This is a genomic window from Rhizobium moroccans (genome assembly GCF_057559155.1).
Genome location: NZ_JBHFJG010000041.1, coordinates 114,297 through 135,075 on the forward strand (window position 1 = coordinate 114,297; position 20,779 = coordinate 135,075).

Genomic DNA, 20,779 nt, shown 5'->3' on the forward strand with positions numbered 1-20,779 from the left:
CCCCCCCCCCCGACATTTTCCCGGATCAGCGCCAGCCGAGAGCCGGCGCGACATGCTTCAGGATCGCCTCGATGACATGGGCGTTGTACTCGACGCCGAGCTGGTTGGGCACGGTCAGGAGCAGCGTATCGGCCTCGGCAATCGCCTCGTCCTGCCTCAACTGCTCGATCAGCACATCCGGCTCTGCGGCATAGCTGCGACCGAAGATCGCCCGCGTCTTCGCATCGATGAAGCCGATCGAATCGTCCTCCTTGCCGCCACCGCCGAAATAGGCGCGGTCCCGGTCATCCACCAGCGCGAAGATGCTGCGGCTGACCGAAACGCGCGGGGTCCGCGCATGTCCCGCCTCTTTCCAGGCCTCGCGATAGGCGCGGATCTGCTGCGCCTGCTGGATATGGAAGGCTTCGCCGGTCTCGTCGTCCTTGAGCGTCGAGCTCTGAAGGTTCATGCCGAGCTTCGCGGCCCAGACAGCCGTGGCGTTGGAGCTTGCACCCCACCAGATTCGGTCCCTGAGACCCTCAGAATACGGCTCGAGACGCAGCAGTCCCGGAGGATTGGGAAACATCGGCCGCGGATTGGGTTGCGCGAAGCCCTCGCCGCGCAGCACGTCGAGGAAAACCTCCCCATGCCGCCGGCCCATATCGGCGTCGCTTTGCCCCTCGGCCGGCTGGTAGCCGAAATACCGCCACCCGTCGATCACCTGCTCGGGAGAGCCTCGGCTGATGCCGAGCTGCAGGCGTCCGCCGGCAATCAGGTCCGCCGCGCCGGCATCTTCCGCCATGTAGAGCGGGTTTTCGTAGCGCATGTCGATGACGGCCGTGCCGATCTCGATGCGGCTCGTCTTCGCACCGACCGCCGCCAGCAGCGGAAAGGGCGAGGCAAGCTGCCTTGCAAAGTGGTGGACGCGGAAATAGGCGCCGTCCGCCCCGAGTTCCTCGGCCGCGACGGCAAGGTCGATCGACTGAAGCAGGGTGTCGGAGGCCGAACGCGTCTGCGATTGCGGCGAGGGCGTCCAATGCCCGAATGAAAGGAAACCGATCTTTTTCATGGGTCGCTCCGGAAGGGTGTGCGAAAGGATTGTTGCCCCTTACATGGCATGTCCCGCGGCTATCCGTTAGCCCGCCCCTACCGCATTTGCCGAAACGGATTGTTCGTCGATGCTGAACGATGGCTCGGAACGAGGCTGCGGAAACTGCACGATCACGCGAAGCGCTTCAGCGGATTGAAGACCGTAAGCCCATTGATGGCCATACCGTCCTGAAGGTCTTCGGAAAACAGCACGTCGCATTCGCCGGACAAAGCCGCAGCGACGATCATCGCATCATATACGGATAGCTGGTAGCGCGCCGCCAATAGCAATCCCTCGTCGTGAACGGCCGCCGTGAGAGGCAGAACATCAAGCACTCCGCGAATCGTCGCAAGAAAGGATTGGACCTCGTCCCATGAAAACCCCAGCTTTCGCCGGGCGACATGCGCGAACTCGTTCAGCACCTGCACGCTGATCGATCCGCCCATTGCCACAGCCCGTTCGGCGGCATCCGCCTTGGCGGGATCGCCCGAGGCGAGATAGATCAGAACGTTCGTATCATGGAAATTACCGGGCATTTGCCTCTTCGCGATCGAACACGAAATCCTCGGGCAGGCGTCCACGGAATTTTCTCAGCCGCTCGAGCAGTTCCCGGCGGGTCGGCTTGCGTGCCACCTCGAATTCCAGCGTATCGACCGCGCGGATCTGGATATCGTCGCCTTCCTTGAGGTCGAGCGCCTCCACGACCGACGCGGGCAAGCGGACGGCAAGACTGTTACCCCATTTCGAAACCTGCATGGCGCCACCTGGATAAACGTTCTCGATAACGTATATCTAGCATGCCTTGCATCCACGAAAAAGCCCGGCATTGCCGGGCTCTATTCGCTATTCGCTATTCGCTACTCTCAATGCTTCATCGCCTTGACGATGTCCTCGGTCATCTTCTTGGCGTCGCCGAGCAGCATCATCGTGCCGTCCTTGTAGAACAGCGTGTTGTCGATGCCGGCATAGCCGGAACCGAGCGAGCGCTTGACGAAGAGGCAGGTCTTGGCCTTGTCCACATCGAGGATCGGCATGCCGTAGATCGGCGAGGTCTTGTCGTCGCGCGCCGCCGGATTGGTCACGTCGTTGGCGCCGATGACATAGGCGACGTCGGCCTGCGCGAACTCGGCATTGATGTCTTCCAGCTCGAAGACCTCGTCATAAGGCACGTTCGCTTCCGCGAGCAGCACGTTCATGTGGCCGGGCATGCGGCCGGCGACCGGGTGGATCGCATATTTCACCTCGACGCCGTGTTCCTTCAGCGTATCGGCAAGCTCTCTGAGCGCGTGCTGCGCCTGGGCCACCGCCATGCCGTAGCCCGGCACGATGATGACCTTTTCGGCGTTCTGCATCAGGAAGGCCGCGTCGTCGGCCGAGCCCTGCTTCACCGTCTTGTCGGAATTGTCCGCCCCCGCGCCACCGCCATTGTCGGTGCCGAAGCCACCGAGGATGACGGAGATGAAGGAGCGGTTCATGCCCTTGCACATGATGTAGGAGAGGATCGCACCCGAAGAGCCGACCAGCGCGCCGGTGATGATCAGCGCCAGGTTGCCGAGCGTGAAGCCGATGCCGGCAGCAGCCCAGCCGGAATAGGAGTTCAGCATCGACACCACGACCGGCATGTCGGCGCCGCCGATCGGAACGATGATGAGCACGCCGAGGATCAGCGCCAAAAGCACCACCAGCCAGAAATCGAAATGGCTTTCGGTCTGCACGAGACCGACCATGAAGACGACGATCAGCACCAGGAGGCCGATATTGATGAAATGCCGGTAAGGCAGCATGATCGGCTTGCCGGACATGCGCCCGTCGAGCTTCAGGAAGGCGATGACTGAGCCGGTGAAGGTGATGGCGCCGATCGCCGCGCCGAGCGCCAGTTCGATGAGTGCCTGGCCGTGGATCGCACCGATTTCGCCGATACCGAAGGAATCCGGCGCATAGAGAGCCGCGGCCGCCACCATGACGGCGGCAAAGCCGACCAGCGAGTGGAAGCCGGCGACGAGCTGCGGCATCGCCGTCATCGGAATGGTGCGGGCGATATAGGCCCCTGCCCCGCCACCGATGGCGAGCGCCAGCACGATCAGCAGGAGGCCGCCGAAGCTCGGGGTGGCCAGCAGCAGCGTCGTGCCGATGGCAATCCCCATGCCCACCATGCCGTAGACATTGCCCTTGCGGCTGGTGGTCGGGTGAGAAAGGCCGCGGAGCGCCATGATGAACAGCACGCCGGAGACGAGATAGAGGAAGGCTGCGAGGTTCTGCGACATGTTTCTTCAGAACCCCTCAGCGATCTTTTTTCTTGTACATGGCAAGCATCCGGCTGGTCACCAGGAAGCCGCCGAAGATGTTCACCGAGACGAGCACCAGCGCGATGAAGCCGAAACCGGTGGCAAGCCCGCTCGCCGCAACACCGACCGCCAGCAACGCGCCGACGACGATGACCGAGGAGATGGCGTTGGTGACGGCCATCAGCGGCGTATGCAACGCCGGCGTCACCGACCAGACGACGTAGTAGCCGACGAAGATCGACAGCACGAAGATCGCCAGACGGAAGACGAAGGGATCGATCGCCCCGCCCGAAACGCCGTGCGCCGCGGCACCGACCGCATCGGCGACGGCGGGGGCCTGCTCGGCAGCGCTCCTGACAGCCGAAACCGCCTGGTCGAGACCTTCCAGCGCCTTGTTCATGATTTCATTCGCCATCAAAGCCCCTCCTTCTTCGCGGCATCGTCTTTCGCCGGTTTCCGGCGCGACCGGACGGCTTTTTCCACCGGCGCGGCGTCCGCCGAAACAGGCTTGGACTTGCTCGGCGCGGCTTTCTTGGGCTTGGCCGGCTTAGGCTTGGCCGGCATGGCGGGCTCCCCGGCAAATGCCGCGGCAGCCGCCTCGAAGGTCGGATGCACCACCTTGCCGCCATGGGTCAGCAGGGTCGCCCTGACGAGTTCGTCCTCGGCGTTGATCGAAAACTCCTTCGTCTGCTTGTCCACGAAGGTTTCCAGGAAGGCGAAGAGGTTGCGGGCATAGAGCGCCGAGGCGGAGGCGGCGACGCGTCCGGAAACATTCGCATAGCCGATGACGGTGACGCCCTCGACCGTTGCGATCCCGCCCTTTTGCGAGCCCTCGATATTGCCGCCGCGCTCGACGGCGAGATCGACGGCGACCGAGCCCGGCTTCATGGAGGAGAGCATGGTGCGCGTCACGAGGCGGGGTGCGGGCCGGCCGGGAATCAGCGCCGTGGTGATGACGATGTCCTGCTTGGCGATATGATCTGCCACCAGCGCGGCCTGCTTCGCTTGATAGGCTTCCGACATCGGCTTGGCATAGCCGGCCGCGGTTTCGGCCGCCTTGAACTCGTCGTCCTCGACCGCGATGAACTTCGCGCCGAGCGAGGCGACCTGCTCCTTGGCGGCGGGGCGCACATCGGTTGCGGAAACGACCGCGCCTAGGCGGCGGGCGGTGGCGATCGCCTGCAGGCCGGCGACCCCGGCACCCATGACGAAGACCTTTGCGGCGGGAACCGTGCCGGCAGCCGTCATCATCATTGGCATGGCCCGGCCATATTCATGCGCCGCATCGACCACCGCGCGATAGCCGGCGAGGTTCGCCTGGCTAGAGAGCACGTCCATGGACTGCGCGCGGGTGATGCGCGGCATCAGCTCCATGGCGAAGGTGGAAAGTCCCGCCCTGGCCATCTCGGCTAGCGCGGCCTCATTGCCATAGGGGTCCATGCAGGCGAAGACCGCCGCGCCGGATTTATAGGATGAGATTTCGGCCGAAGTCGGCCGGTTGACCTTGAGCACGATATCGGCCGAACCGGCATCCGCGGAGCGCCCGATGCGCGCGCCCGCTGCTTCGTACTCGGCATCGGGAATACCCGACGCCACCCCCGCTCCGCTTTCCACCACGATGGAAAAGCCGAGGCCCGCAAGCCGTTTCACCGTTTCGGCTGAAACGGCGACACGCCGCTCCTCCTGACCTTCGCGGCCGACAAATATCACCTTTGGCAAGAACCTGCCTCCTCCCGGTCAGAATCCCCCTCGGGACGGAGCAGCACTCCGTCCGCTTACCCCCATGCCTCCCCTGCCGCGCGATCAGCGCAGCAGCAGGAAACCGGCGATATTGAGGATGATGAAGAGGATGGTGGCGCCGAGGAAGCCGGCCGCCGTGAAGAAGCCCGCCGCCATGGCGATCAGCAGCACGACGAGCATCATGGTGCCCCACTTGGTGCCTGCAATGAACAGGTCGTAGGTGCTCTCATGCTCCTCGTAGTTCATCGGCGCGCCCGTTTCCACCGGTCCGCTGTGATGATCGTCCATCAATCCGTCTCCTTCAGACAACCGCTCCGCCAAGCCGCGGAAAGGGCGGCTCTTGCGGGCGGAGAAACCCTCGCTACCGTTCCGAATCCTGCCCTCGGACAGGACGGAACGCCCGTTCTGGCCTTACACAAAGCCGCCGCAAAGCGCAATGCCACCTCGGCCCCACATCGGTACGCTTCGCCGCTGCCTGCGCGTCAGGGTCACCGCCTGCGACGTCAGGCCACGTAGGCCATCTCGGGCGAACCCGGACGCACAGCGCGCCGTGCGGTCGGCAGGATGGTGAGCGGCGCGAGATCGAAGCGCGAGGACCGCTCGAACATCATCCGGCGCTCATATGCTTCCGATTGGAAAACGGGGAAGCGCCGCATCAGCTTCTTGCGTATCTCCCGCGTCCGCGAGGCAAGCAAGGTCAGGTCGAAGCCGTAGGTCTTGGTCATGGTGGGCGGCACGACGGTATCCGCGTAGAAGAACCGTTTGTAGAATGCGGCATGCGCCGGCCGGATATGCTGCAGCATGCGATCCGCATCGAAATGGATGGCCGCCATGATGGTCGGTCTGACGGTGAGATAGGGCAAGGTCGAGCGCTCGTTCGCAAACTCGGCGTCGATGGCGAACCGGGCCGGGTCGATCAGGGTCAGGCCGGCATCGAGGAAGGCATTGATCGCATCGGGAAAAATGCCGCTCGACTGGCTGACCCGATGTTCCGGCGTCACGTAATGGACCCGCAACGTGCTGACGAGTTCTTCGTAATAGTAAACACCGAAGACATAGGCGTGGCTGTCGAAGTCTGTTTCGTCCAGCATGCTGCGCGCCGCGACCGGCAGCACGTTATGCGCCTTGTAGGCCTTGTAACGGAGCCGGGCTATATCTTCGAAATCCTCGTTACTTTGGATTCGGCGATATTCGATATGGTCAAGGGTCTCCAGAAGTCTGGACGAGAAACTTCCATCTGTGCTGTTTTGATCTATCCACATCTTGGCAATCCTTGGCTGTTTACCAAGAATTAACCCTACACAGCGCGCCTACCGCAATGCACCAAAGGCAAAGTTTAATAGAATTTTAAGTGTTATGGTTAACAGCGAAGGCCACCCCGGCCCAAAACCCTGGATTGCGCCAGGATACTAGGATCAATCGGCACTCAGCCGATGGTGCTTAGAGTGCGGGTTTGAGACCCTTTGCGGCTACGCCGGGCGGTGCCTGCGGATTTGGCGGGAGAGCCCGGCTTCGAGGCAATTTCCTCGATCGCATCGGCAGGAACGGGCGGCGAAAAGACATATCCCTGCACCAGATCGGCAAAATCGTGCTGGTTGATCAGCGCGAGCTGCCCTTCCGTCTCCACCCCCTCGAGGACGACCTTCAAGCCGAGTTCGCGCGACAGGTGGACGATGCCGCTCAAGAGCTTCAGATGCCGCGGCTCTCCTTCGATGTCCTTCACGAAGGCGCGGTCGATCTTGACGATATCCAGCGGCAGGGAATGCAGATAGCTGAGGCTGGAAAAACCCGTTCCGAAGTCGTCGATCGCGATCGTGACGCCCTTCGCCCGGAAAAGGTTGAGTATGGCGCTGACGGCAACCGGCTCGTTCATGAAGCAGCTCTCGGTCACCTCCAAGTGAAGCCTCGAAGGCTCCAGCCCGTATTTCGAGAGCACATCCGCCGCATAGGCGACGAGATCGGAATTCTGCAGATCGTGTATCGAAAGATTGACGGAGACCGGTATCGGCCTCTTCCAGGAGGCGCAATCGCGGCAGGCCTGCTCGATGACGAACCGCGTGATCTGCGAGACGAGCGCCATGTCCTCGGCCAGCGGAATGAAGACGTTCGGGCCAATCAGCCCTTTCTCGGGATGCTTCCAGCGGACCAGCGCCTCGAAGCATTCGACCTGCGAACCATCCGGCCGGTACATCGGCTGATAGACGACGTAGAGGCCGCGATCCTCGATCGCCTGACGCAGATCGGCCCTGAGCTTCTGCTCCTCGACATAGCGGGCATCCATCTCCTCGCGGAAGAACGTGAGCGTTCCGTTGCCCCTGGATTTCGCATCGTTGAGGGCAAGGTCGGCCCTGATCTGCCAGTTCTCCATATCGAAGCCGCCGGCTCCATCGATGACGCAGCCGCCGTTCATCGACACGGTGAGGCGCAGGTCTCCGATCGGATAACTTCCCTGGATCCTGGCATGGAGGTCCCTGATGCGCTGCTCGAGGGCGGCGCGATCGGCGCCCCCCATGATCAACAGCACGAACTCGTCGCCGATGAGACGGCCCGCCACGACGTCGTCTCCTGCAAGTGCCGCCATGCGCATGCCGATGAAGGCCAGCAGCCGGTCGCCCACCACGTGGCCGCGCATGTCGTTGACATGCTTGAACCCGTCGACATCGAGAACGAGGAGGGCCGCAAGAGCGTTTTCATCAATGGTCTGGAGTTTTCCGGTTGCCAGTTCGCTGAAGTAACCGCGGTTCGGCAGGGCCGTCAGCGCGTCGAAACGGACCATGTGCAGGATCTTCTCCTCGGTCGCCACGCGCGCGCTCACATCCTCGAAGATGAGAACGACGCCGCCATCGGAGCGATGGCTGGCGGAGAATTCCAGATGGCGGCCGTCACCGAACTGCAGCAGCGCACGGCGCTGCGCTCCCTCGGCAAGACGCGCCACCTGCCACATGATGGCCTCGGACGGCGCAACGGCTGCCTCCCGCTGCAGCACCGTCACCAGATCGCGATCCTTCACCTCGGCGACCGGATCGAGATGGAGAAGGTCGCGCGCCTGGCGGTTGATCACTTCGATCTTGCCATCGCCGTCGAGCATGACCAGGCCATGCGCCATGGTCTTGAGAGCGGTATCGAAGCGCCCGGCTATGACCGTGATGTCGCGGGTCGCAATGACGTTCTCATAAAGGAAGTCCCGAACGCCCATGGCCATGGAGCGCGTCGTCAGACCGAAGGGAATGAGCAGCAGCGACATCAGCGCCAAATGCAGCTGGCCCGAGAGAAGGCAGGCGCCCATGATCGGCAGACAGCATGCCATCGTCTGGTAATCGACGGCATGGCGCGAACCGTAATTGCGCCCCACGATCGACATCATGGAACCCAGCGTCATCGCAATACAGGTGAAGGCGGCGAACGTGTTCTGAAGAACGAGCAGCGCATAGCCGCTGGCGATGCCGAGCAAGAGGGCGGTCAATGCCGCCCCGACGACATAACCGCATTCGACCTTGGCGATCTCCCGGCGAGACAAGGATTGCTTGTCCATCTTGTCGAATTTCGCAAAGCCGACCATGCGGTAGGCGAAGACCGCCATGAAACTTGCGGCCATGGCAAGATAGAATACGGAACCGGTACTGCTGAATACGATGAAGCACCAGACGACATGGACGACCACGCCGGTCACAAGCGTACCGCGATTTCCGAACAGCGAACTGACGAACGACAGATAGACATCTGTCGGCAACGTCTTCGCTTCCATCTGCTTCATCGGGCTCATCCCTAATTCCGCGGCGAACAGTGAAGAAAACACTTTAAAATTTGCTTGTCGGGCCTGATTTTTCCCCATAGCGATCTAGGGGTTCGCCGGAATATGCTTAACAAACTTTCAATGAAATCGGTAAACTTTAAAGCTCTCTCCACGATGTAAGGCAAGCGGCACTGGACGATCAGCCGTGTAGAACCTGAAAACACCCCGCCAATAACCGCTTTTCTTTTCAGAAGCGTTGGTTTACATCGCCTCCAAGGCGGTCGGGAGAAAAAGGAGCCGCCGGGAGAATGGGAGCATATGTCGGCACTTCTGAAGTTCAGTGCTCTGATCGATCGCGTCAGTGAGGTCATCGGAAGGTTTTCGGGATACCTCGTTCTGGCCTGCTGCATGATCAGCGCCGGCAACGCCTGCGTTCGCTATCTTTTCAACTATAGTTCGAACGGCTGGCTCGAAATACAATGGTATTTGTTCGCGTTCATCGTGCTTCTCGGCGCCTCTCACACGCTGAGACTCAATGAACATGTGCGCGTCGACCTCATCTACGGCGCAGTCTCCGACCGCGTCCGGCTTTGGATCGACATTCTCGGCCTCGTCATCTTCCTGATCCCCGCCTGCCTCTATCTCGCCTGGCTGTCCTGGCCCTTCTTCACCGTTTCCTATGCCCAGGGCGAGATGTCGTCGAACGCCGGCGGCCTCATACGCTGGCCAGTCAAGCTCATCATCGTCTCCGGTTTTGCCCTGCTCGCGCTTCAGGGGCTCTCGGAACTGGTGAAGCGGATCGCCGGCCTGAGAGGCCTGCTCCGGGTCGACACCACCTACGAAAAGCCGCTTCAATAAAATCAATGCTTCGGGGGGAATAAGCGCGCATGTTCGAATACGGCATAATGCCGCCGGCAATGTTCCTGGGCATGATCATCTTCATGCTCTACGGCTTCCCGGTCGCCTTCTCGCTATCGGCCGTCGGCCTCTTCTTCGGCCTGCTCGGCATCGCCACCGGCCACTTCGAATTCGCCTTCCTGCAGGCGCTTCCGCTGCGCATCTTCGGCATCGTCTCCAACGACCTCCTGCTCGCCATCCCCTTCTTCACCTTCATGGGCGCGATACTCGAGCGCTGCGGTCTCGCCGAGGACCTGCTGGAAGGAACCGGCAAGCTCTTCGGCGCCATTCCGGGCGGCCTCGCCTATGCGGTGATCCTGGTCGGCGCCATCCTCGGGGCGATCACCGGCACTGTCGCGGCATCCGTCATCACCATGGGCGTGATCTCGCTGCCGATTATGCTGAAATACGGCTACAGCCCGCGGCTTGCCACAGGCGTCATCGCCGCCTCCGGAACGATTACCCAGGTCATCCCGCCCTCTCTCGTGCTGATCGTGCTCGCCGACCAGCTCGGCCGCTCGGTCGGCGACATGTATCTCGGAGCGATCGGCCCCTCGATCCTGCAGGTCGTCATCTTCATGCTCTTCATCCTCGGCCTGTCGATCTTCCGGCCGAAGGACGTGCCGCCCCTTCCGCCGGAAGCGCGCGGCGAGCTGAACATGGCGCTCGTTGCCCGTGTGCTGTGGGGCATGATCCCCTCGATCGTACTGATCTTCCTCGTGCTCGGCACCATCTTCATGGGATTGGCGACCCCGACCGAAGCCGGCGCGCTCGGCGTCGTCGGCGCCATGGTGCTGGCCGCTCTGCACCGTCGCCTCACCTGGGACCTCGTCCGACAGGGCATGCACTCGACCATGACGATCACCTCCATGGTGGTCTTCATCCTGGTCGGCGCCACCTGCTTCAGCCTCGTCTTCCAGGGCATGGATGGCGGTCACTGGATCGAATACCTGCTGTCGCACGTGCCCGGCGGCGCGATCGGCTTCCTGATCTTCGTCAACATCTTCATCTTCTTCCTGGCCTTCTTCCTCGATTTCTTCGAGATCGCCTTCATCGTGCTGCCGCTCCTGGCGCCCGTCGCGCAATCGCTCGGCATCGACCTGATCTGGTTCGGCGTCTTGCTCTGCATCAACATGCAGACGAGCTTCATGCATCCGCCTTTCGGCTTTGCGCTGTTCTACCTGCGCTCGATCGCCCCGAAGACGGTCAAGACCAAGGATATCTATCTCGGCGCCATCCCGTGGCTCGGCATGCAGCTCATCCTCGTCGCGATCGTCATTTTCTGGCCGGAGTCTGTGACCTACTGGCTGGATAAGGCGGCCGATGTGGACCTCAATACGATCAAGATCGAGATCCCTGGCTTCGGCTCGGGCGGTGGAGGAAACCAGATGCCGAATTTCGGCCTGCCGCCGATGGAGGGAGCACCCGGCCAGCCCGCGCCGCCCAGCCAGCCGGCCATGCCGAATTTCGGGGAGCCGCCACAGATCAATCCTTGAGGATCAGGCATCGCTTGTCAGTTGCAAGGTGAAGGCTTATATTCGTGGAGTGGAGTGGAGGGCAGGGCGGCAACCCTACCCTCCGTTTGCTACTAAGTTCGGAATTGGAATCGGACGGAAACTGACCAGCCCGTCCGATTTCTCCTAACCCACAGCGTAATGCTCAGTGGTTTCCACATCGCACTACCTCCAGTTCGAGAGCAAGGCTCTTGCCTGAGTCGGTGAAGCCCGTCTTCACCGATGCTCCGGCTGGTCGCGGAGCGCGCTGCTTTAGCTCTCGATCCTGCGACAATACAGAAACGGTTGCAGTTGTCGAGCTGGCACAACCAGGCGCGTCGGACAACGAAAAACCCCGGATCTTTCGAGCCGGGGTTCATTGAAAGCTGATCTCCAACAGTCGCTTAGAGCTTGCCGTTGCGCTGCTGGATCATCATGAAGGTATCGAAAGTGTATTCCGAAAGCTGCATCCAGAGATAGCCTTCCTTCTTGAAAGCCACCTGGTCCTCGTAGATCTTCTTGAAGGTTTCATTCGAGGCCGAGATCTCCTTGTAGACCTCGAGGGATGCGTTGTAGCAGGCCTCCAGGATTTCCTGGCTGAACGGCCGCAGCACCGCACCTTCGGCAACGATCTGCTTGATCGCCATCGGGTTCTTCGCGTCGTACTTCGCCATCATGTTGGTGTTGGCGTAGGCGCAAGCATCGATGAGCGCTGCCTGATAGTTCTTCGGCAGGCTGTTCCACTTGTCCAGGTTGACCATGCCGTGGATGACCGGACCGCCCTCCCAGAAGGCCGGATAGTAATAATACTTGGCCACCTTGTAGAAGCCGAGCTTGTGATCGTCATAGGGGCCGACCCATTCGGCGGCGTCGATCGTGCCCTTTTCAAGCGCCGGATAGATATCCCCGCCGGCGATCTGCTGCGGCACGGCGCCGAGCTTTTCCAGCACGCGGCCGGCAATACCGGCAATGCGCATCTTGACGCCCTTGAAGTCGTCGACCGTATTGATTTCCTTGCGGAACCAGCCGCCCATCTGCGCGCCTGTATTGCCCGCGATCATGCCGTAGAGATTGTGTTTGGCATAGAATTCGTTGAGCAGCGTGTTGCCATTGCCCTCGTAGAACCAGGAATTGGTGAGCCGGGCATTCAGGCCGAAGGGAATGGCGGTGCCGATCGCGAAGGTCGGATCCTTGCCGACATAGTAATAGGAGCAGGTGTGGCACATCTCCACCGTGCCGGAACTCACCGCATCGGCCGCCTGCAGGCCGGGCACGATCTCACCCGCCGCGAAGGGCTGGATGGTGAAATTGCCGCCGGTCGCTTCCGAAACATGCCTGGTAATGTCTTCCGCACCGCCGAAAATCGTGTCGAGCGACTTCGGGAACGAAGACGTCAGACGCCAGTTGATCTTCGGGTTCTCCTGCGCGATGGCAGGAGCAGCAAGCGCAGTAGCAGCCGCGGCACCCGCGCCCGTTGCGGCTGCCTTCTTGAAAAATGCACGACGATCCATGAATTACCTCCCATAGGACACTGCAGAGGGTTCCGTTCCCATTTCCCCCGGTCCTGCGGCGAAGTAAACATGTTGCACAATGGCTTGCAAGCGGTGGTGCTAATATTCCTTGAACTGCAGGCGTCTTCCCGAGTTATACTTTGGTCTGCCTCTCGCCGTGGTCAATTCACGAGGTATTTCAAGGAGAAAATGCTCGCTCCTCATGAAAGATGAAACTGCCCGAAAGAGCCCAACTTGACTTGAGCCGGGTTCCGGAGCGACAACCAAACCGATCGCAAACCGCCTGCCCCCGTGCCGGAGAATTCCATGCCGAAACCCATCATCGCCATTCCAGCCGATATCCGCGAAATCGAAGGCGCGATATGGCATGCCTCGCCGAACCAGTATGTTCAGGCAGCACTCAAGGTCGCGGGCGCGATGTCTTTCATCATTCCCGCCTTTGAAGAGGGTAATGAGATCGATGCCATTCTCGACCGGGTGGATGGCGTTCTCGTCTCCGGATCGGCGACCAACGTCCATCCTTCGCTTTACGGAAAGGACGCTGCGGAAGGCGACGGCCCGTTTGATCCGGCCCGCGATGCGACCTCCCTGCCGCTCATCCGCCGGGCGCTCGACCGCGGAATTCCGCTTCTCGCCATCTGCCGCGGCATACAGGAACTGAACGTCGCGCTCGGCGGCACGCTGGCAAGCGAAATCCAGGAACAGCCGGGCATATGGGATCACCGCAAGCCCAACGTACCGGAGCGTGACAAGGCCTATGCGATCCGCCAGCCGGTGATCGTGCAGGAAGGCTCCTGCATCGCCCGCCATCTGGGCCTCGCCGGCGAAATCCAGGTCAATTCCCTGCATAGGCAGGCAATCGCCGAAACCGCGCCGCGGCTGCAGGTCGAGGCGACGGCGGAGGACGGCACGATCGAGGCTGTTTCCGTGATCGATGCGAAGAATTTCGCCGTCGGCGTGCAGTGGCATCCCGAATACTGGGCCGAGACGGACGCGCCTTCCCGCGCCCTGTTCGAGGCCTTCGGCGATGCGGTGCGCGCCTTCGCCGCCTCCAGGTCGCGGGTTACCCGCGCCGAACCGGCGTTTCCGGAACCGGCGTAAGCACCTGCCCCTCGCGGAACCAGCCGATCAGATTGTTGACGACGAGATCCGCCATGGCATTGCGCGTCGGCACCGAGGCGGACGCCACATGCGGCAGCAGGCTGACATTCGGAAACTCCAGCAATTCAGCCGGCGCATTGGGTTCGTCGTAGAAGACATCGAGCCCGGCTCCGGCGATCGTGCCGCTGCGCAGGGCCGCGATCAGCGCATCCTCGTCCACGCTGGTGCCGCGCCCGACATTGATGAAGACGCCTTCGGGACCGAGGGCGGAGAAGATCTCGGCATTGAAGATCCTGTGCGTCTCGGCAGTGCCCGGCAGGACGGAGATCAGCGTATCGACCTCCTCGGCCATCGCCTTCAATGAGGCATAGTGGGTATAGGGCAGCCCCTCGCGCGGCGTGCGGGTGTGATAGCCGATCCTGACCTTGAATGGCTCCAGCCGGCTTGCGATCTCGCGCCCGATGCGGCCGAGCCCGACGATGCCGACATGCCGCCCCTTGAGGGACAGCGGCACGAGCGGAAACGGCCCTTCGCTCTTCCAGCGCCCCTCGCGCAGCCAGGTCTCCGCCTGCGGCAGGCGGCGCACCGTGTTAAGCAGGAGCGCGATGGCGGTATCCGCCACCTCATCGTTCAGCACGTCCGGCGTGTTCGTCACCACGATACCGCGTTCGGCGGCCTTGGCCGTATCGACGCCGTCATATCCCACGCCGAAATTGGCGATGACCTGAAGATTGGGCAGGAGGTCGAACCACTCGTTTGCGAATTTGCCCGAAAGCGCCACGCCGCGGATGCGGGCGAGCACCGCGGGATCGATATCCGCGGAGGGCGCCTGTGAGGCGGTGACCACCTCGAAAACCTGCGCAAGCTGTTCCGGAACACGTGGATTGATCCGACCGGGCACAAGTACGGTACCGAGCTTTTCCGACATGCTGCAAACCTCTTTGTGAAAAGAACCTTAGGAACGCGGACGATGGACGCCAGTCGACTGGCGGATACGCATCTCCGGCTTGATGAGATGGAGGCCGTCCGGCTCGTGGCTGCCTGCGAGGCGGTCGAGCAGCGCGCGCGCCGCAAGCCTGCCGACTTCCGCCTGGCCGTTGGAAACCGTGGTGAGCGCCGGCGTGGCGATCGAGGCCTCCTCCAGATCGTCGTAACCGGTCACCGAAATATCCTGGCCGGGCACGAAGCCAGCGCGGGCGATGCCGTTCATCAGCCCGATCGCCACGAGATCGTTCCAGCAGACGGCGGCAGTCGGCTTCTGCGGCAGCGAGAGGAAATGCACCGCTGCTTCGAACCCGCCCTGCTTGGAGCGCGGGCCGGGAATGCGCAGGTTCGGATCGACCTCGATCCCCGCCTTGCGAAGCGCATTCACATAGCCCTGGTAGCGGTCGCGGCCGGTCGAAGTCTGGTCCGTGCCGCCGATCATGGCGATCACGCGATGGCCCAGCCCGATCAGGTGATTGGTGGCGAGCGAAATTCCATAGGCATCGTCGCCGCGATAGGTTGGCAGGTCGACGCCTTCCATCGAGCGGGCAACGAGGATCGCCGGCATGCCGTTCTGCTCCGCCAGCGTCGCATCCTCGACCGGCGTGCCGATCGCGGGCGACATGATGACACCGTCGCCGCCGAGCTGCAGCAGCGTTTCGATGAAGGTCCGCTGCTTTTCGACGGAATCGTAGTGATTGGAAAGGATGAAGGTGTGCCGGCTGCGATCGAGCTCCATCTCGATGGCTTTGAGGATTTCCCCGTAGAACGGGTTCATGATGTCGTGCACCACGACGCCGATAATGCCCGACCGGGAGGTCCGGAGACTGGCGGCGCGGCGATTGTAGATATAGCCGAGCGCGCGGGCCTGTTCCTTGATCTTCTCGCGGGTGTCGACGGCAACCAGCGGGCTGTCGCGCAACGCGAGCGAAATGGTCGCGGTCGAAAGCCCCAGGCTTTCCGCGATGGTCGATAACTTGATCTTCTGAGCCACGCCCCCTCCCCGAGACAGAACAGCCGATCGGTAGCCGGCCGGATTAAATGTTTAAATAAACAATTTAATTCGACGCAGCAATCCCGCAAGAGGGGATTTCCGATGGGAAATCAATCGTCCCCGAGTGCCGGCAGAAGGTTCTGGTCCACGGCTCGCAGGAGCTTGAGGAGCGTGCGGACCTCCTTGTCCGAGAGCCCCTTGGTCGCCAGCGAACCGCAATCGGCGACCGAGCGGCCGATCTGCTCGACGCTTTCGCGGCCGGCAGGCGTCAGGTGCACCTTGGTGAGCCGCCCATCCGTGCCGTCCGCCCGCCTTTCGAGAAAGCCCTGGGCTTCCATGCGGCCGATGGTGCGCGTCATGGTGGGAGCCTTCACGCCGAGGCGCTGTGCAAGCTGGCCCGGCGTCAGGCCGTCCTCTCCGGCAAGCGTCAGGATCACGCCATCCTGCCCGGCATAGAGACCGCTTTCCGCAAGGCTGCGGCTGAGCGCCGTGCGCATCGAACGCGCCGTCTGCGTGACCGCAGACGCCAGATCGGCGGCGCCAAGGCCCGCCAGATCCTTTTTCTTGCCGCCTTTGGCTTTCTTGTCGCCCTTCTTCTTGCTCATCTGCGTCGACCGTCCTTGTCCACTTGGAGCGTGGCTGTATCCTAAGCCGCACCTATCCATAACCAAACCTGGGAATCATCGCCAGATGCCTCAACCACTACCGCGCTATCACGACAATGATCCGAAGCTCGCATCTGTGGACAGGCGGGACTGGATCGCCGTGCTGCCGCTCGGCGCGCATGAGCAGCACGGACCGCACCTGCCCTTCGAAACGGACACGCTGATTGCCGAGGGTCTGGTCGCCCGCGTCATCGAGGTTCTGCCGGCCGGCCTGCCTGCGACCTTCCTGCCGGCCGAACCCGTCGGCTACTCGATCGAGCACATGGACGTGGCCGGCACCAGGACGCTTGCCTACGACGAGGCTGTCGGGCGGTGGCTCGGCATTGCCGAGCGGCTTTCCGGTGAAGGCATCCGCAAATTCGTGATGCTGAACGCCCATGGCGGCAACTCGCCCCTGACGACGATCGTCGCGACCGAAGCGCGGGTGCGCTTCGGCATGCTGGCGGTGGCGACGAGCTGGACCCGCTTCGGCCTGCCGGAAGGGATCATCACACCGGAAGAGAAGGCAATCGACATCCATGGCGGCGACATAGAAACCTCGGTGATGCTGGCGCTGCACCCCGACAAGATGGACATGGCCAAAGCTGCGGACTTCCCTTCGCGGCAATCGGAATTCGCCCGTGAGTTCCGGCATCTGCGCGCCTATGGCCCGCATGCCTTCGGCTGGAGGATGAGCGATCTCAACGCTGAAGGCGTCGCCGGCAACGCCGCCGCCGCGAGCGCTGAAAAGGGTGAGGCGATCCTCGCCCACGTGGTCAGGGGCATCGTGGAACTGCTGGAGGATGTCGCGAAGTTTGATGCGGAGATGCTCGGCTGAGTTCCCCGCATCGCCGCGCTTCGTCACCGAGGCGTTTCAACGATCGTCGAAACGAGGCGGCGCACGAGGGGAAGCACGATCAGCAGGCTGGGAAAGGCGACGAGCCAGGACATGCCCCAGGCGCCGGGCCAATTGGCAAGGAATGGGTTGCCGATCCCCACGCTCATCACTGTCGCCACCGCCGAAACGATGGCCGACATGAAGACCGAAAGCACTAGCGGCATCACGAAGGGAGCGTATGACGCGGGTAGCTTTCTCGACTGCGGGCTTTTCCTGATCTCAGCCATGATTCCGCTCCTCCGCTGAAGTATTGCCCTCGCCCTGCGCCAGTCCTTGGATATATTCAGGAAGAGAGCGAGGCGGCCGCCCGAGAGCCGCAGCAAGCGACAGGCTGTTTCCGCCGAGCCCGTATTTCCCGTAATGCTCAAAAACCCTGGCGAGCAGGCGCATTCCCCGCTCGTCATAAGGAAGCTGCGCCGCCGCAACCCATTCCTCAAAGCTCGGGGCCGCCGCCTTGATCGGCCGACCGAGTTCCTTGGTCATGACGGAGGCGATCTCGTCGCGGCTATACATGCCCGCGCTGAGTTCAAGCGTTGCATAGGCAAGCTTCTCTCCGGTAAGCGCGATCGCCGCCACCTCCGCGACATCGCGGTAATCAACACGTGCGATTTTCGCCTTGCCGGGAAACGGTTCCGCAAAGCACCCGGATTTCAGGATCGCCGGCCATGCAAGCCCGATATTCTGCATGAGGTTTGCCGGATGCAGGATCGTATATTCCAACCTTGAGGAATAAAGTGCCTCCTCCACGGGGATCTTGCTGGCATGGTTCTCCAGCCGGGCATTCGTCGGCTGGATGACGGATGAGAAAACGAATTTCCGCACACCGGCACGCTCCGCCGCTTCGACCGCCGCCACGCCCATGGCGGCCTCATCGACAGCAAAGGCGGGGCCGATATGAAAGACACCATCGACGCCGGTCATAGCCCTTGCAAGGCTGTCGGCATCGCGCAGGTCGCCGATCGCAAACTCTATGGCCCCCATCCGTATGGCGATTTCGCCACGGGAGCCATCCCGTACAAACGCGCGGACAGATGCGCCGCGCCGTGCAAGCGCGGGCACGACAAGGCTTGCGAATTTTCCCGTCGCGCCGATCACTAATATTGTTGGACTGCTCAATTGCATCGCGCTTCTCCCGATTTGGTTTTTCGAACCCTTCGAGATATGTTGTTGCTAAAATCGATACAATCGCTGTAAATATCCATTCTTACTATCGAAAATCGAGATAATAGGATGAGCAGGCTTGCGGATATCGAGGCATTCGTGGCGGTCATTGAAAGAGGCAGCCTCACCGATGCCGCCCACCATCTTGGCCGGTCGCTCCAGGCTGTCAGCCGCTCGCTTGCCTCTCTCGAATCGGATGTCGGCGTGCAGCTCGTCCACCGCACGACGCGCCAATGCAGCGCAAGCGAGGCAGGACAGGATTTCTACAGGCGGGTGAAGCCTGCGGTGGCCGAAATCAGGGAGGCGGAGCTGGAGGCAAGCAATCGGCGTTCCGAACCGTCCGGCGTTCTTCGCATCGGCGCGCCGGTCCAGTTCGGCCCGAAATTCCTGGTGCCTGTCATCGCGGAATACATGCGCGCCTATCCGGGCGTCGAAGTCGACCTGCAGCTTTCCGACGCGCTCACCGATTTCTCGGCCGAAGGTCTCGATCTGGTGGTGAGGATTTCCGAACTGCCGGATTCGGGATTGCAGGGAAAGCGGCTGGGCACGCTGCGAAGGGTCGTTTTCGCCGCCCCTTCCTATTTCGAGAAGCACGGCCGCCCCGCCCACCCTTCGGACCTGCGGCAGCATTCCTGCATTGTCAGGGCGGTCGAGCCACGATCCGGCCAATGGTCGTTCCTGATCGACGGCAAGCCCCGCATGGTCACCGTCAACGGGCCGTTTCGCGCCAATACCACTGCCGCCGTCTATTCGGCGATCATCCACGGTCTCGGCATCGGATATTCTCCCCTATGGCAGGTCCGGCATCTGCTCGACGCCGGCAAGGTCGAGCTGGTTCTGGAGGAATTCGAGCCGAAGCCGGTTCCAGTCCATGTGCTTTGGCAGGAGAACCGCTTTCCTCCGGCAAAGGTCCGCGCCTTCGTGGATCTGCTGTCGGCGCGCCTCAAGCTGACCGGCCTTTGACCGGTTGCCTTCCCGCCGTCGCTGGATGTCACCTTATAACATATGAAACCCTTTGAACTCGCCCCGGCTTGCTCTTATATGAGGCCGACTAGGCCTTCGCGTCCTAAGACGCCATCACACTCCCGAGGTTTTCCATGACCGACACAGCCACTCAAAAGCCTGTTCCCGTTACCGTGCTCACCGGCTATCTCGGCGCCGGTAAGACGACGCTTCTCAATCGCATCCTTTCCGAAAGCCACGGCAAGAAATACGCGGTCATCGTCAACGAGTTCGGCGAGATCGGCATCGACAACGACCTCATCGTGGAATCCGACGAGGAAATCTACGAGATGAACAACGGCTGCGTCTGCTGTACCGTCCGCGGCGACCTGATCCGCGTGGTGGAAGGCCTGATGCGCCGCCCCGGCCGCTTCGACGGCATCATCGTGGAGACCACCGGCCTTGCAGACCCGGTGCCTGTCGCCCAGACCTTCTTCATGGACGACGACGTTCGCTCCAAGACCGAGCTCGATGCGGTCGTGGCGCTCGTCGATGCCAAGCACCTGCCGCTCCGCCTCAAGGACAGCCGCGAGGCCGAGGACCAGATCGCCTTCGCCGACGTCGTTCTCGTCAACAAGACCGATCTGGTGACCCCGGAAGAACTGGCGGTTGTCGAGGATGTCGTTCGCGCCATCAACCCGACGGCCCGCATCTACAAGACGAGCCGTTCCGGCGTCGATCTCGCCCGCGTGCTCGACCAAGGCGCCTTCAACCTCGAACGCGCGCTGGAAAACGATCCGCATTTCCTCGAGCATGGCCATGAGGACCATGTCTGCGGCCCGGATTGCGACCATGACCACGGGCACGACCATGGTCATCATCACCACGATCACGACCACCATCATCACGATCATGATCACCACCATCACCACGGCGAGATGTCGCCGATCCACGACGTGACGGTGAAGTCGATCTCGCTGCGCGGCGGCGAGATGAACCCCGAGCGCTTCTTCCCCTGGATCCAGAAGATCACCCAGACCGAAGGCCCGAACATCCTGCGCCTCAAGGGCATCATCGCCTTCAAGGGCGACGAGCAGCGCTATGTCGTGCAGGGCGTGCATATGATCGTCGAGGGCGACCACCAGCGCGCCTGGAAGGAAGGCGAAAAGCGTGAAAGCCGGCTCGTCTTCATCGGCCGCGAGCTTGACCGCGAGAAGATCGAGAAGAGCTTCCTGGCCTGCCAGGCAACGGCTTGATAGCGAGCGCCCTTTTGCGGCGTTTGCGGTTACCCATCCCCAACCCCTCCCCACAAGGGGGAGGGGCTTAG

General features: G+C 61.9%; 21 protein-coding genes. 6 read left to right on the forward strand and 15 right to left on the reverse strand.

All coding sequences use genetic code 11. From position 1 onward, the window contains the following. Positions 1-25: 25 nt before the first annotated feature. The 9 genes from ACE04I_RS19800 to ACE04I_RS19840 form a co-directional block, all read right to left on the reverse strand. Complete coding sequence (locus ACE04I_RS19800) at positions 26-1,048, reverse strand: LLM class flavin-dependent oxidoreductase (RefSeq protein ID WP_046794697.1); 1,023 nt, start codon at positions 1,046-1,048, stop codon at positions 26-28. Positions 1,049-1,200: 152 nt separating this feature from the next. Continuing rightward, entirely contained in the window at positions 1,201-1,605 is a 405-nt protein-coding gene (locus ACE04I_RS19805) for a PIN domain-containing protein (protein ID WP_487207537.1), read from the reverse strand. Further along, the gene (locus ACE04I_RS19810) at positions 1,595-1,825 is read right to left on the reverse strand and encodes an AbrB/MazE/SpoVT family DNA-binding domain-containing protein (protein ID WP_046794699.1); all 231 of its coding nucleotides are present in this window, start codon (positions 1,823-1,825) and stop codon (positions 1,595-1,597) included. Before ACE04I_RS19810 ends, ACE04I_RS19805 begins: the two co-directional genes overlap by 11 nt. A gap of 107 nt (positions 1,826-1,932) precedes the next feature. Continuing rightward, the gene (locus tag ACE04I_RS19815; RefSeq protein WP_046794700.1) at positions 1,933-3,333 is read right to left on the reverse strand and encodes an NAD(P)(+) transhydrogenase (Re/Si-specific) subunit beta; all 1,401 of its coding nucleotides are present in this window, start codon (positions 3,331-3,333) and stop codon (positions 1,933-1,935) included. Positions 3,334-3,349: 16 nt separating this feature from the next. Further along, positions 3,350-3,769: an NAD(P) transhydrogenase subunit alpha part 2 gene (locus ACE04I_RS19820; RefSeq protein ID WP_046794701.1), complete on the reverse strand. Its 420-nt coding sequence runs from the start codon at positions 3,767-3,769 to the stop codon at positions 3,350-3,352. Then, positions 3,769-5,073, reverse strand: coding sequence for a Re/Si-specific NAD(P)(+) transhydrogenase subunit alpha (locus ACE04I_RS19825; RefSeq protein WP_046794702.1), 1,305 nt, complete (start codon positions 5,071-5,073; stop codon positions 3,769-3,771). Before ACE04I_RS19825 ends, ACE04I_RS19820 begins: the two co-directional genes overlap by 1 nt. Positions 5,074-5,157: 84 nt before the next feature. Beyond that, complete coding sequence (locus tag ACE04I_RS19830; protein ID WP_046794703.1) at positions 5,158-5,382, reverse strand: aa3-type cytochrome c oxidase subunit IV; 225 nt, start codon at positions 5,380-5,382, stop codon at positions 5,158-5,160. A 215-nt stretch (positions 5,383-5,597) separates the two neighbouring features. Further along, a complete protein-coding gene (locus ACE04I_RS19835; protein ID WP_046794704.1) occupies positions 5,598-6,356 on the reverse strand; it encodes an N-acyl amino acid synthase FeeM domain-containing protein in 759 nt (252 codons plus the stop codon). 164 nt (positions 6,357-6,520) lie between these two features. Next, positions 6,521-8,857 (reverse strand): putative bifunctional diguanylate cyclase/phosphodiesterase, encoded by a 2,337-nt coding sequence (locus ACE04I_RS19840; protein WP_137326806.1) that lies wholly within the window; start codon positions 8,855-8,857, stop codon positions 6,521-6,523. 288 nt (positions 8,858-9,145) lie between these two features. Here ACE04I_RS19840 and ACE04I_RS19845 point away from each other — a divergent pair, with 288 nt between their 5' ends. Both ACE04I_RS19845 and ACE04I_RS19850 read left to right on the forward strand, forming a co-directional pair. Beyond that, a complete protein-coding gene (locus tag ACE04I_RS19845) occupies positions 9,146-9,685 on the forward strand; it encodes a TRAP transporter small permease subunit (RefSeq protein ID WP_046794705.1) in 540 nt (179 codons plus the stop codon). Between the two features lie 29 nt (positions 9,686-9,714). After that, complete coding sequence (locus tag ACE04I_RS19850; protein WP_487207538.1) at positions 9,715-11,220, forward strand: TRAP transporter large permease; 1,506 nt, start codon at positions 9,715-9,717, stop codon at positions 11,218-11,220. A 401-nt stretch (positions 11,221-11,621) separates the two neighbouring features. Here the strand turns inward: ACE04I_RS19850 and ACE04I_RS19855 are convergent, their stop codons facing one another. Next, a complete protein-coding gene (locus tag ACE04I_RS19855) occupies positions 11,622-12,728 on the reverse strand; it encodes a TRAP transporter substrate-binding protein (RefSeq protein WP_046794707.1) in 1,107 nt (368 codons plus the stop codon). Between the two features lie 306 nt (positions 12,729-13,034). Here ACE04I_RS19855 and ACE04I_RS19860 point away from each other — a divergent pair, with 306 nt between their 5' ends. Further along, entirely contained in the window at positions 13,035-13,829 is a 795-nt protein-coding gene (locus tag ACE04I_RS19860; RefSeq protein ID WP_046794708.1) for a gamma-glutamyl-gamma-aminobutyrate hydrolase family protein, read from the forward strand. Here the strand turns inward: ACE04I_RS19860 and ACE04I_RS19865 are convergent. The 3 genes from ACE04I_RS19865 to ACE04I_RS19875 all read right to left on the reverse strand — a co-directional run bounded on the left by ACE04I_RS19865 (position 13,792) and on the right by ACE04I_RS19875 (position 16,412). After that, complete coding sequence (locus tag ACE04I_RS19865) at positions 13,792-14,757, reverse strand: 2-hydroxyacid dehydrogenase (protein ID WP_046794709.1); 966 nt, start codon at positions 14,755-14,757, stop codon at positions 13,792-13,794. The two genes, ACE04I_RS19860 and ACE04I_RS19865, sit on opposite strands and share 38 nt — an antisense overlap. Before the next feature lie 27 nt (positions 14,758-14,784). After that, positions 14,785-15,807, reverse strand: a complete 1,023-nt coding sequence (locus tag ACE04I_RS19870; protein WP_046794710.1) for a LacI family DNA-binding transcriptional regulator — start codon at positions 15,805-15,807, stop codon at positions 14,785-14,787. Positions 15,808-15,917: 110 nt separating this feature from the next. Beyond that, positions 15,918-16,412, reverse strand: coding sequence for a MarR family winged helix-turn-helix transcriptional regulator (locus ACE04I_RS19875; protein ID WP_046794711.1), 495 nt, complete (start codon positions 16,410-16,412; stop codon positions 15,918-15,920). An 85-nt stretch (positions 16,413-16,497) separates the two neighbouring features. Between ACE04I_RS19875 and ACE04I_RS19880 the strand changes: the two genes are divergently transcribed. Further along, entirely contained in the window at positions 16,498-17,289 is a 792-nt protein-coding gene (locus ACE04I_RS19880; RefSeq protein WP_046794712.1) for a creatininase family protein, read from the forward strand. A gap of 23 nt (positions 17,290-17,312) precedes the next feature. On the opposite strand, the gene ACE04I_RS19885 is transcribed toward ACE04I_RS19880, so the two are convergent. Beyond that, the gene (locus tag ACE04I_RS19885; RefSeq protein ID WP_046794713.1) at positions 17,313-17,576 is read right to left on the reverse strand and encodes a DUF2798 domain-containing protein; all 264 of its coding nucleotides are present in this window, start codon (positions 17,574-17,576) and stop codon (positions 17,313-17,315) included. Beyond that, complete coding sequence (locus ACE04I_RS19890) at positions 17,569-18,471, reverse strand: NmrA family NAD(P)-binding protein (RefSeq protein WP_046794714.1); 903 nt, start codon at positions 18,469-18,471, stop codon at positions 17,569-17,571. The genes ACE04I_RS19885 and ACE04I_RS19890 overlap by 8 nt, the downstream gene beginning before the upstream one ends. A 108-nt stretch (positions 18,472-18,579) precedes the next feature. On the opposite strand from ACE04I_RS19890, the gene ACE04I_RS19895 reads away from it, so the two are divergent. Both ACE04I_RS19895 and ACE04I_RS19900 read left to right on the forward strand, forming a co-directional pair. Further along, positions 18,580-19,473 carry a LysR family transcriptional regulator gene (locus tag ACE04I_RS19895; protein WP_046794715.1) on the forward strand — a complete coding sequence of 298 codons (894 nt, stop codon included), beginning with the start codon at positions 18,580-18,582 and terminating at the stop codon, positions 19,471-19,473. Positions 19,474-19,607: 134 nt separating this feature from the next. Further along, positions 19,608-20,708 carry a CobW family GTP-binding protein gene (locus ACE04I_RS19900; RefSeq protein WP_046794716.1) on the forward strand — a complete coding sequence of 367 codons (1,101 nt, stop codon included), beginning with the start codon at positions 19,608-19,610 and terminating at the stop codon, positions 20,706-20,708. Positions 20,709-20,779 lie beyond the last annotated feature (71 nt).

What these genes read in the sequence shown, in the direction of transcription:
- ACE04I_RS19800 (WP_046794697.1), bottom strand. Translation starts at nt 1,048, where the DNA reads ATGAAAAAGATCGGTTTCCTTTCATTCGGGCATTGGACGCCCTCGCCG.
- ACE04I_RS19805 (WP_487207537.1), bottom strand. Translation starts at nt 1,605, where the DNA reads ATGCCCGGTAATTTCCATGATACGAACGTTCTGATCTATCTCGCCTCG.
- ACE04I_RS19810 (WP_046794699.1), bottom strand. Translation starts at nt 1,825, where the DNA reads ATGCAGGTTTCGAAATGGGGTAACAGTCTTGCCGTCCGCTTGCCCGCG.
- ACE04I_RS19815 (WP_046794700.1), bottom strand. Translation starts at nt 3,333, where the DNA reads ATGTCGCAGAACCTCGCAGCCTTCCTCTATCTCGTCTCCGGCGTGCTG.
- ACE04I_RS19820 (WP_046794701.1), bottom strand. Translation starts at nt 3,769, where the DNA reads ATGGCGAATGAAATCATGAACAAGGCGCTGGAAGGTCTCGACCAGGCG.
- ACE04I_RS19830 (WP_046794703.1), bottom strand. Translation starts at nt 5,382, where the DNA reads ATGGACGATCATCACAGCGGACCGGTGGAAACGGGCGCGCCGATGAAC.
- ACE04I_RS19835 (WP_046794704.1), bottom strand. Translation starts at nt 6,356, where the DNA reads ATGTGGATAGATCAAAACAGCACAGATGGAAGTTTCTCGTCCAGACTT.
- ACE04I_RS19840 (WP_137326806.1), bottom strand. Translation starts at nt 8,857, where the DNA reads ATGAGCCCGATGAAGCAGATGGAAGCGAAGACGTTGCCGACAGATGTC.
- ACE04I_RS19845 (WP_046794705.1), top strand. Translation starts at nt 9,146, where the DNA reads ATGTCGGCACTTCTGAAGTTCAGTGCTCTGATCGATCGCGTCAGTGAG.
- ACE04I_RS19850 (WP_487207538.1), top strand. Translation starts at nt 9,715, where the DNA reads ATGTTCGAATACGGCATAATGCCGCCGGCAATGTTCCTGGGCATGATC.
- ACE04I_RS19855 (WP_046794707.1), bottom strand. Translation starts at nt 12,728, where the DNA reads ATGGATCGTCGTGCATTTTTCAAGAAGGCAGCCGCAACGGGCGCGGGT.
- ACE04I_RS19860 (WP_046794708.1), top strand. Translation starts at nt 13,035, where the DNA reads ATGCCGAAACCCATCATCGCCATTCCAGCCGATATCCGCGAAATCGAA.
- ACE04I_RS19865 (WP_046794709.1), bottom strand. Translation starts at nt 14,757, where the DNA reads ATGTCGGAAAAGCTCGGTACCGTACTTGTGCCCGGTCGGATCAATCCA.
- ACE04I_RS19875 (WP_046794711.1), bottom strand. Translation starts at nt 16,412, where the DNA reads ATGAGCAAGAAGAAGGGCGACAAGAAAGCCAAAGGCGGCAAGAAAAAG.
- ACE04I_RS19880 (WP_046794712.1), top strand. Translation starts at nt 16,498, where the DNA reads ATGCCTCAACCACTACCGCGCTATCACGACAATGATCCGAAGCTCGCA.
- ACE04I_RS19885 (WP_046794713.1), bottom strand. Translation starts at nt 17,576, where the DNA reads ATGGCTGAGATCAGGAAAAGCCCGCAGTCGAGAAAGCTACCCGCGTCA.
- ACE04I_RS19890 (WP_046794714.1), bottom strand. Translation starts at nt 18,471, where the DNA reads ATGCAATTGAGCAGTCCAACAATATTAGTGATCGGCGCGACGGGAAAA.
- ACE04I_RS19895 (WP_046794715.1), top strand. Translation starts at nt 18,580, where the DNA reads ATGAGCAGGCTTGCGGATATCGAGGCATTCGTGGCGGTCATTGAAAGA.
- ACE04I_RS19900 (WP_046794716.1), top strand. Translation starts at nt 19,608, where the DNA reads ATGACCGACACAGCCACTCAAAAGCCTGTTCCCGTTACCGTGCTCACC.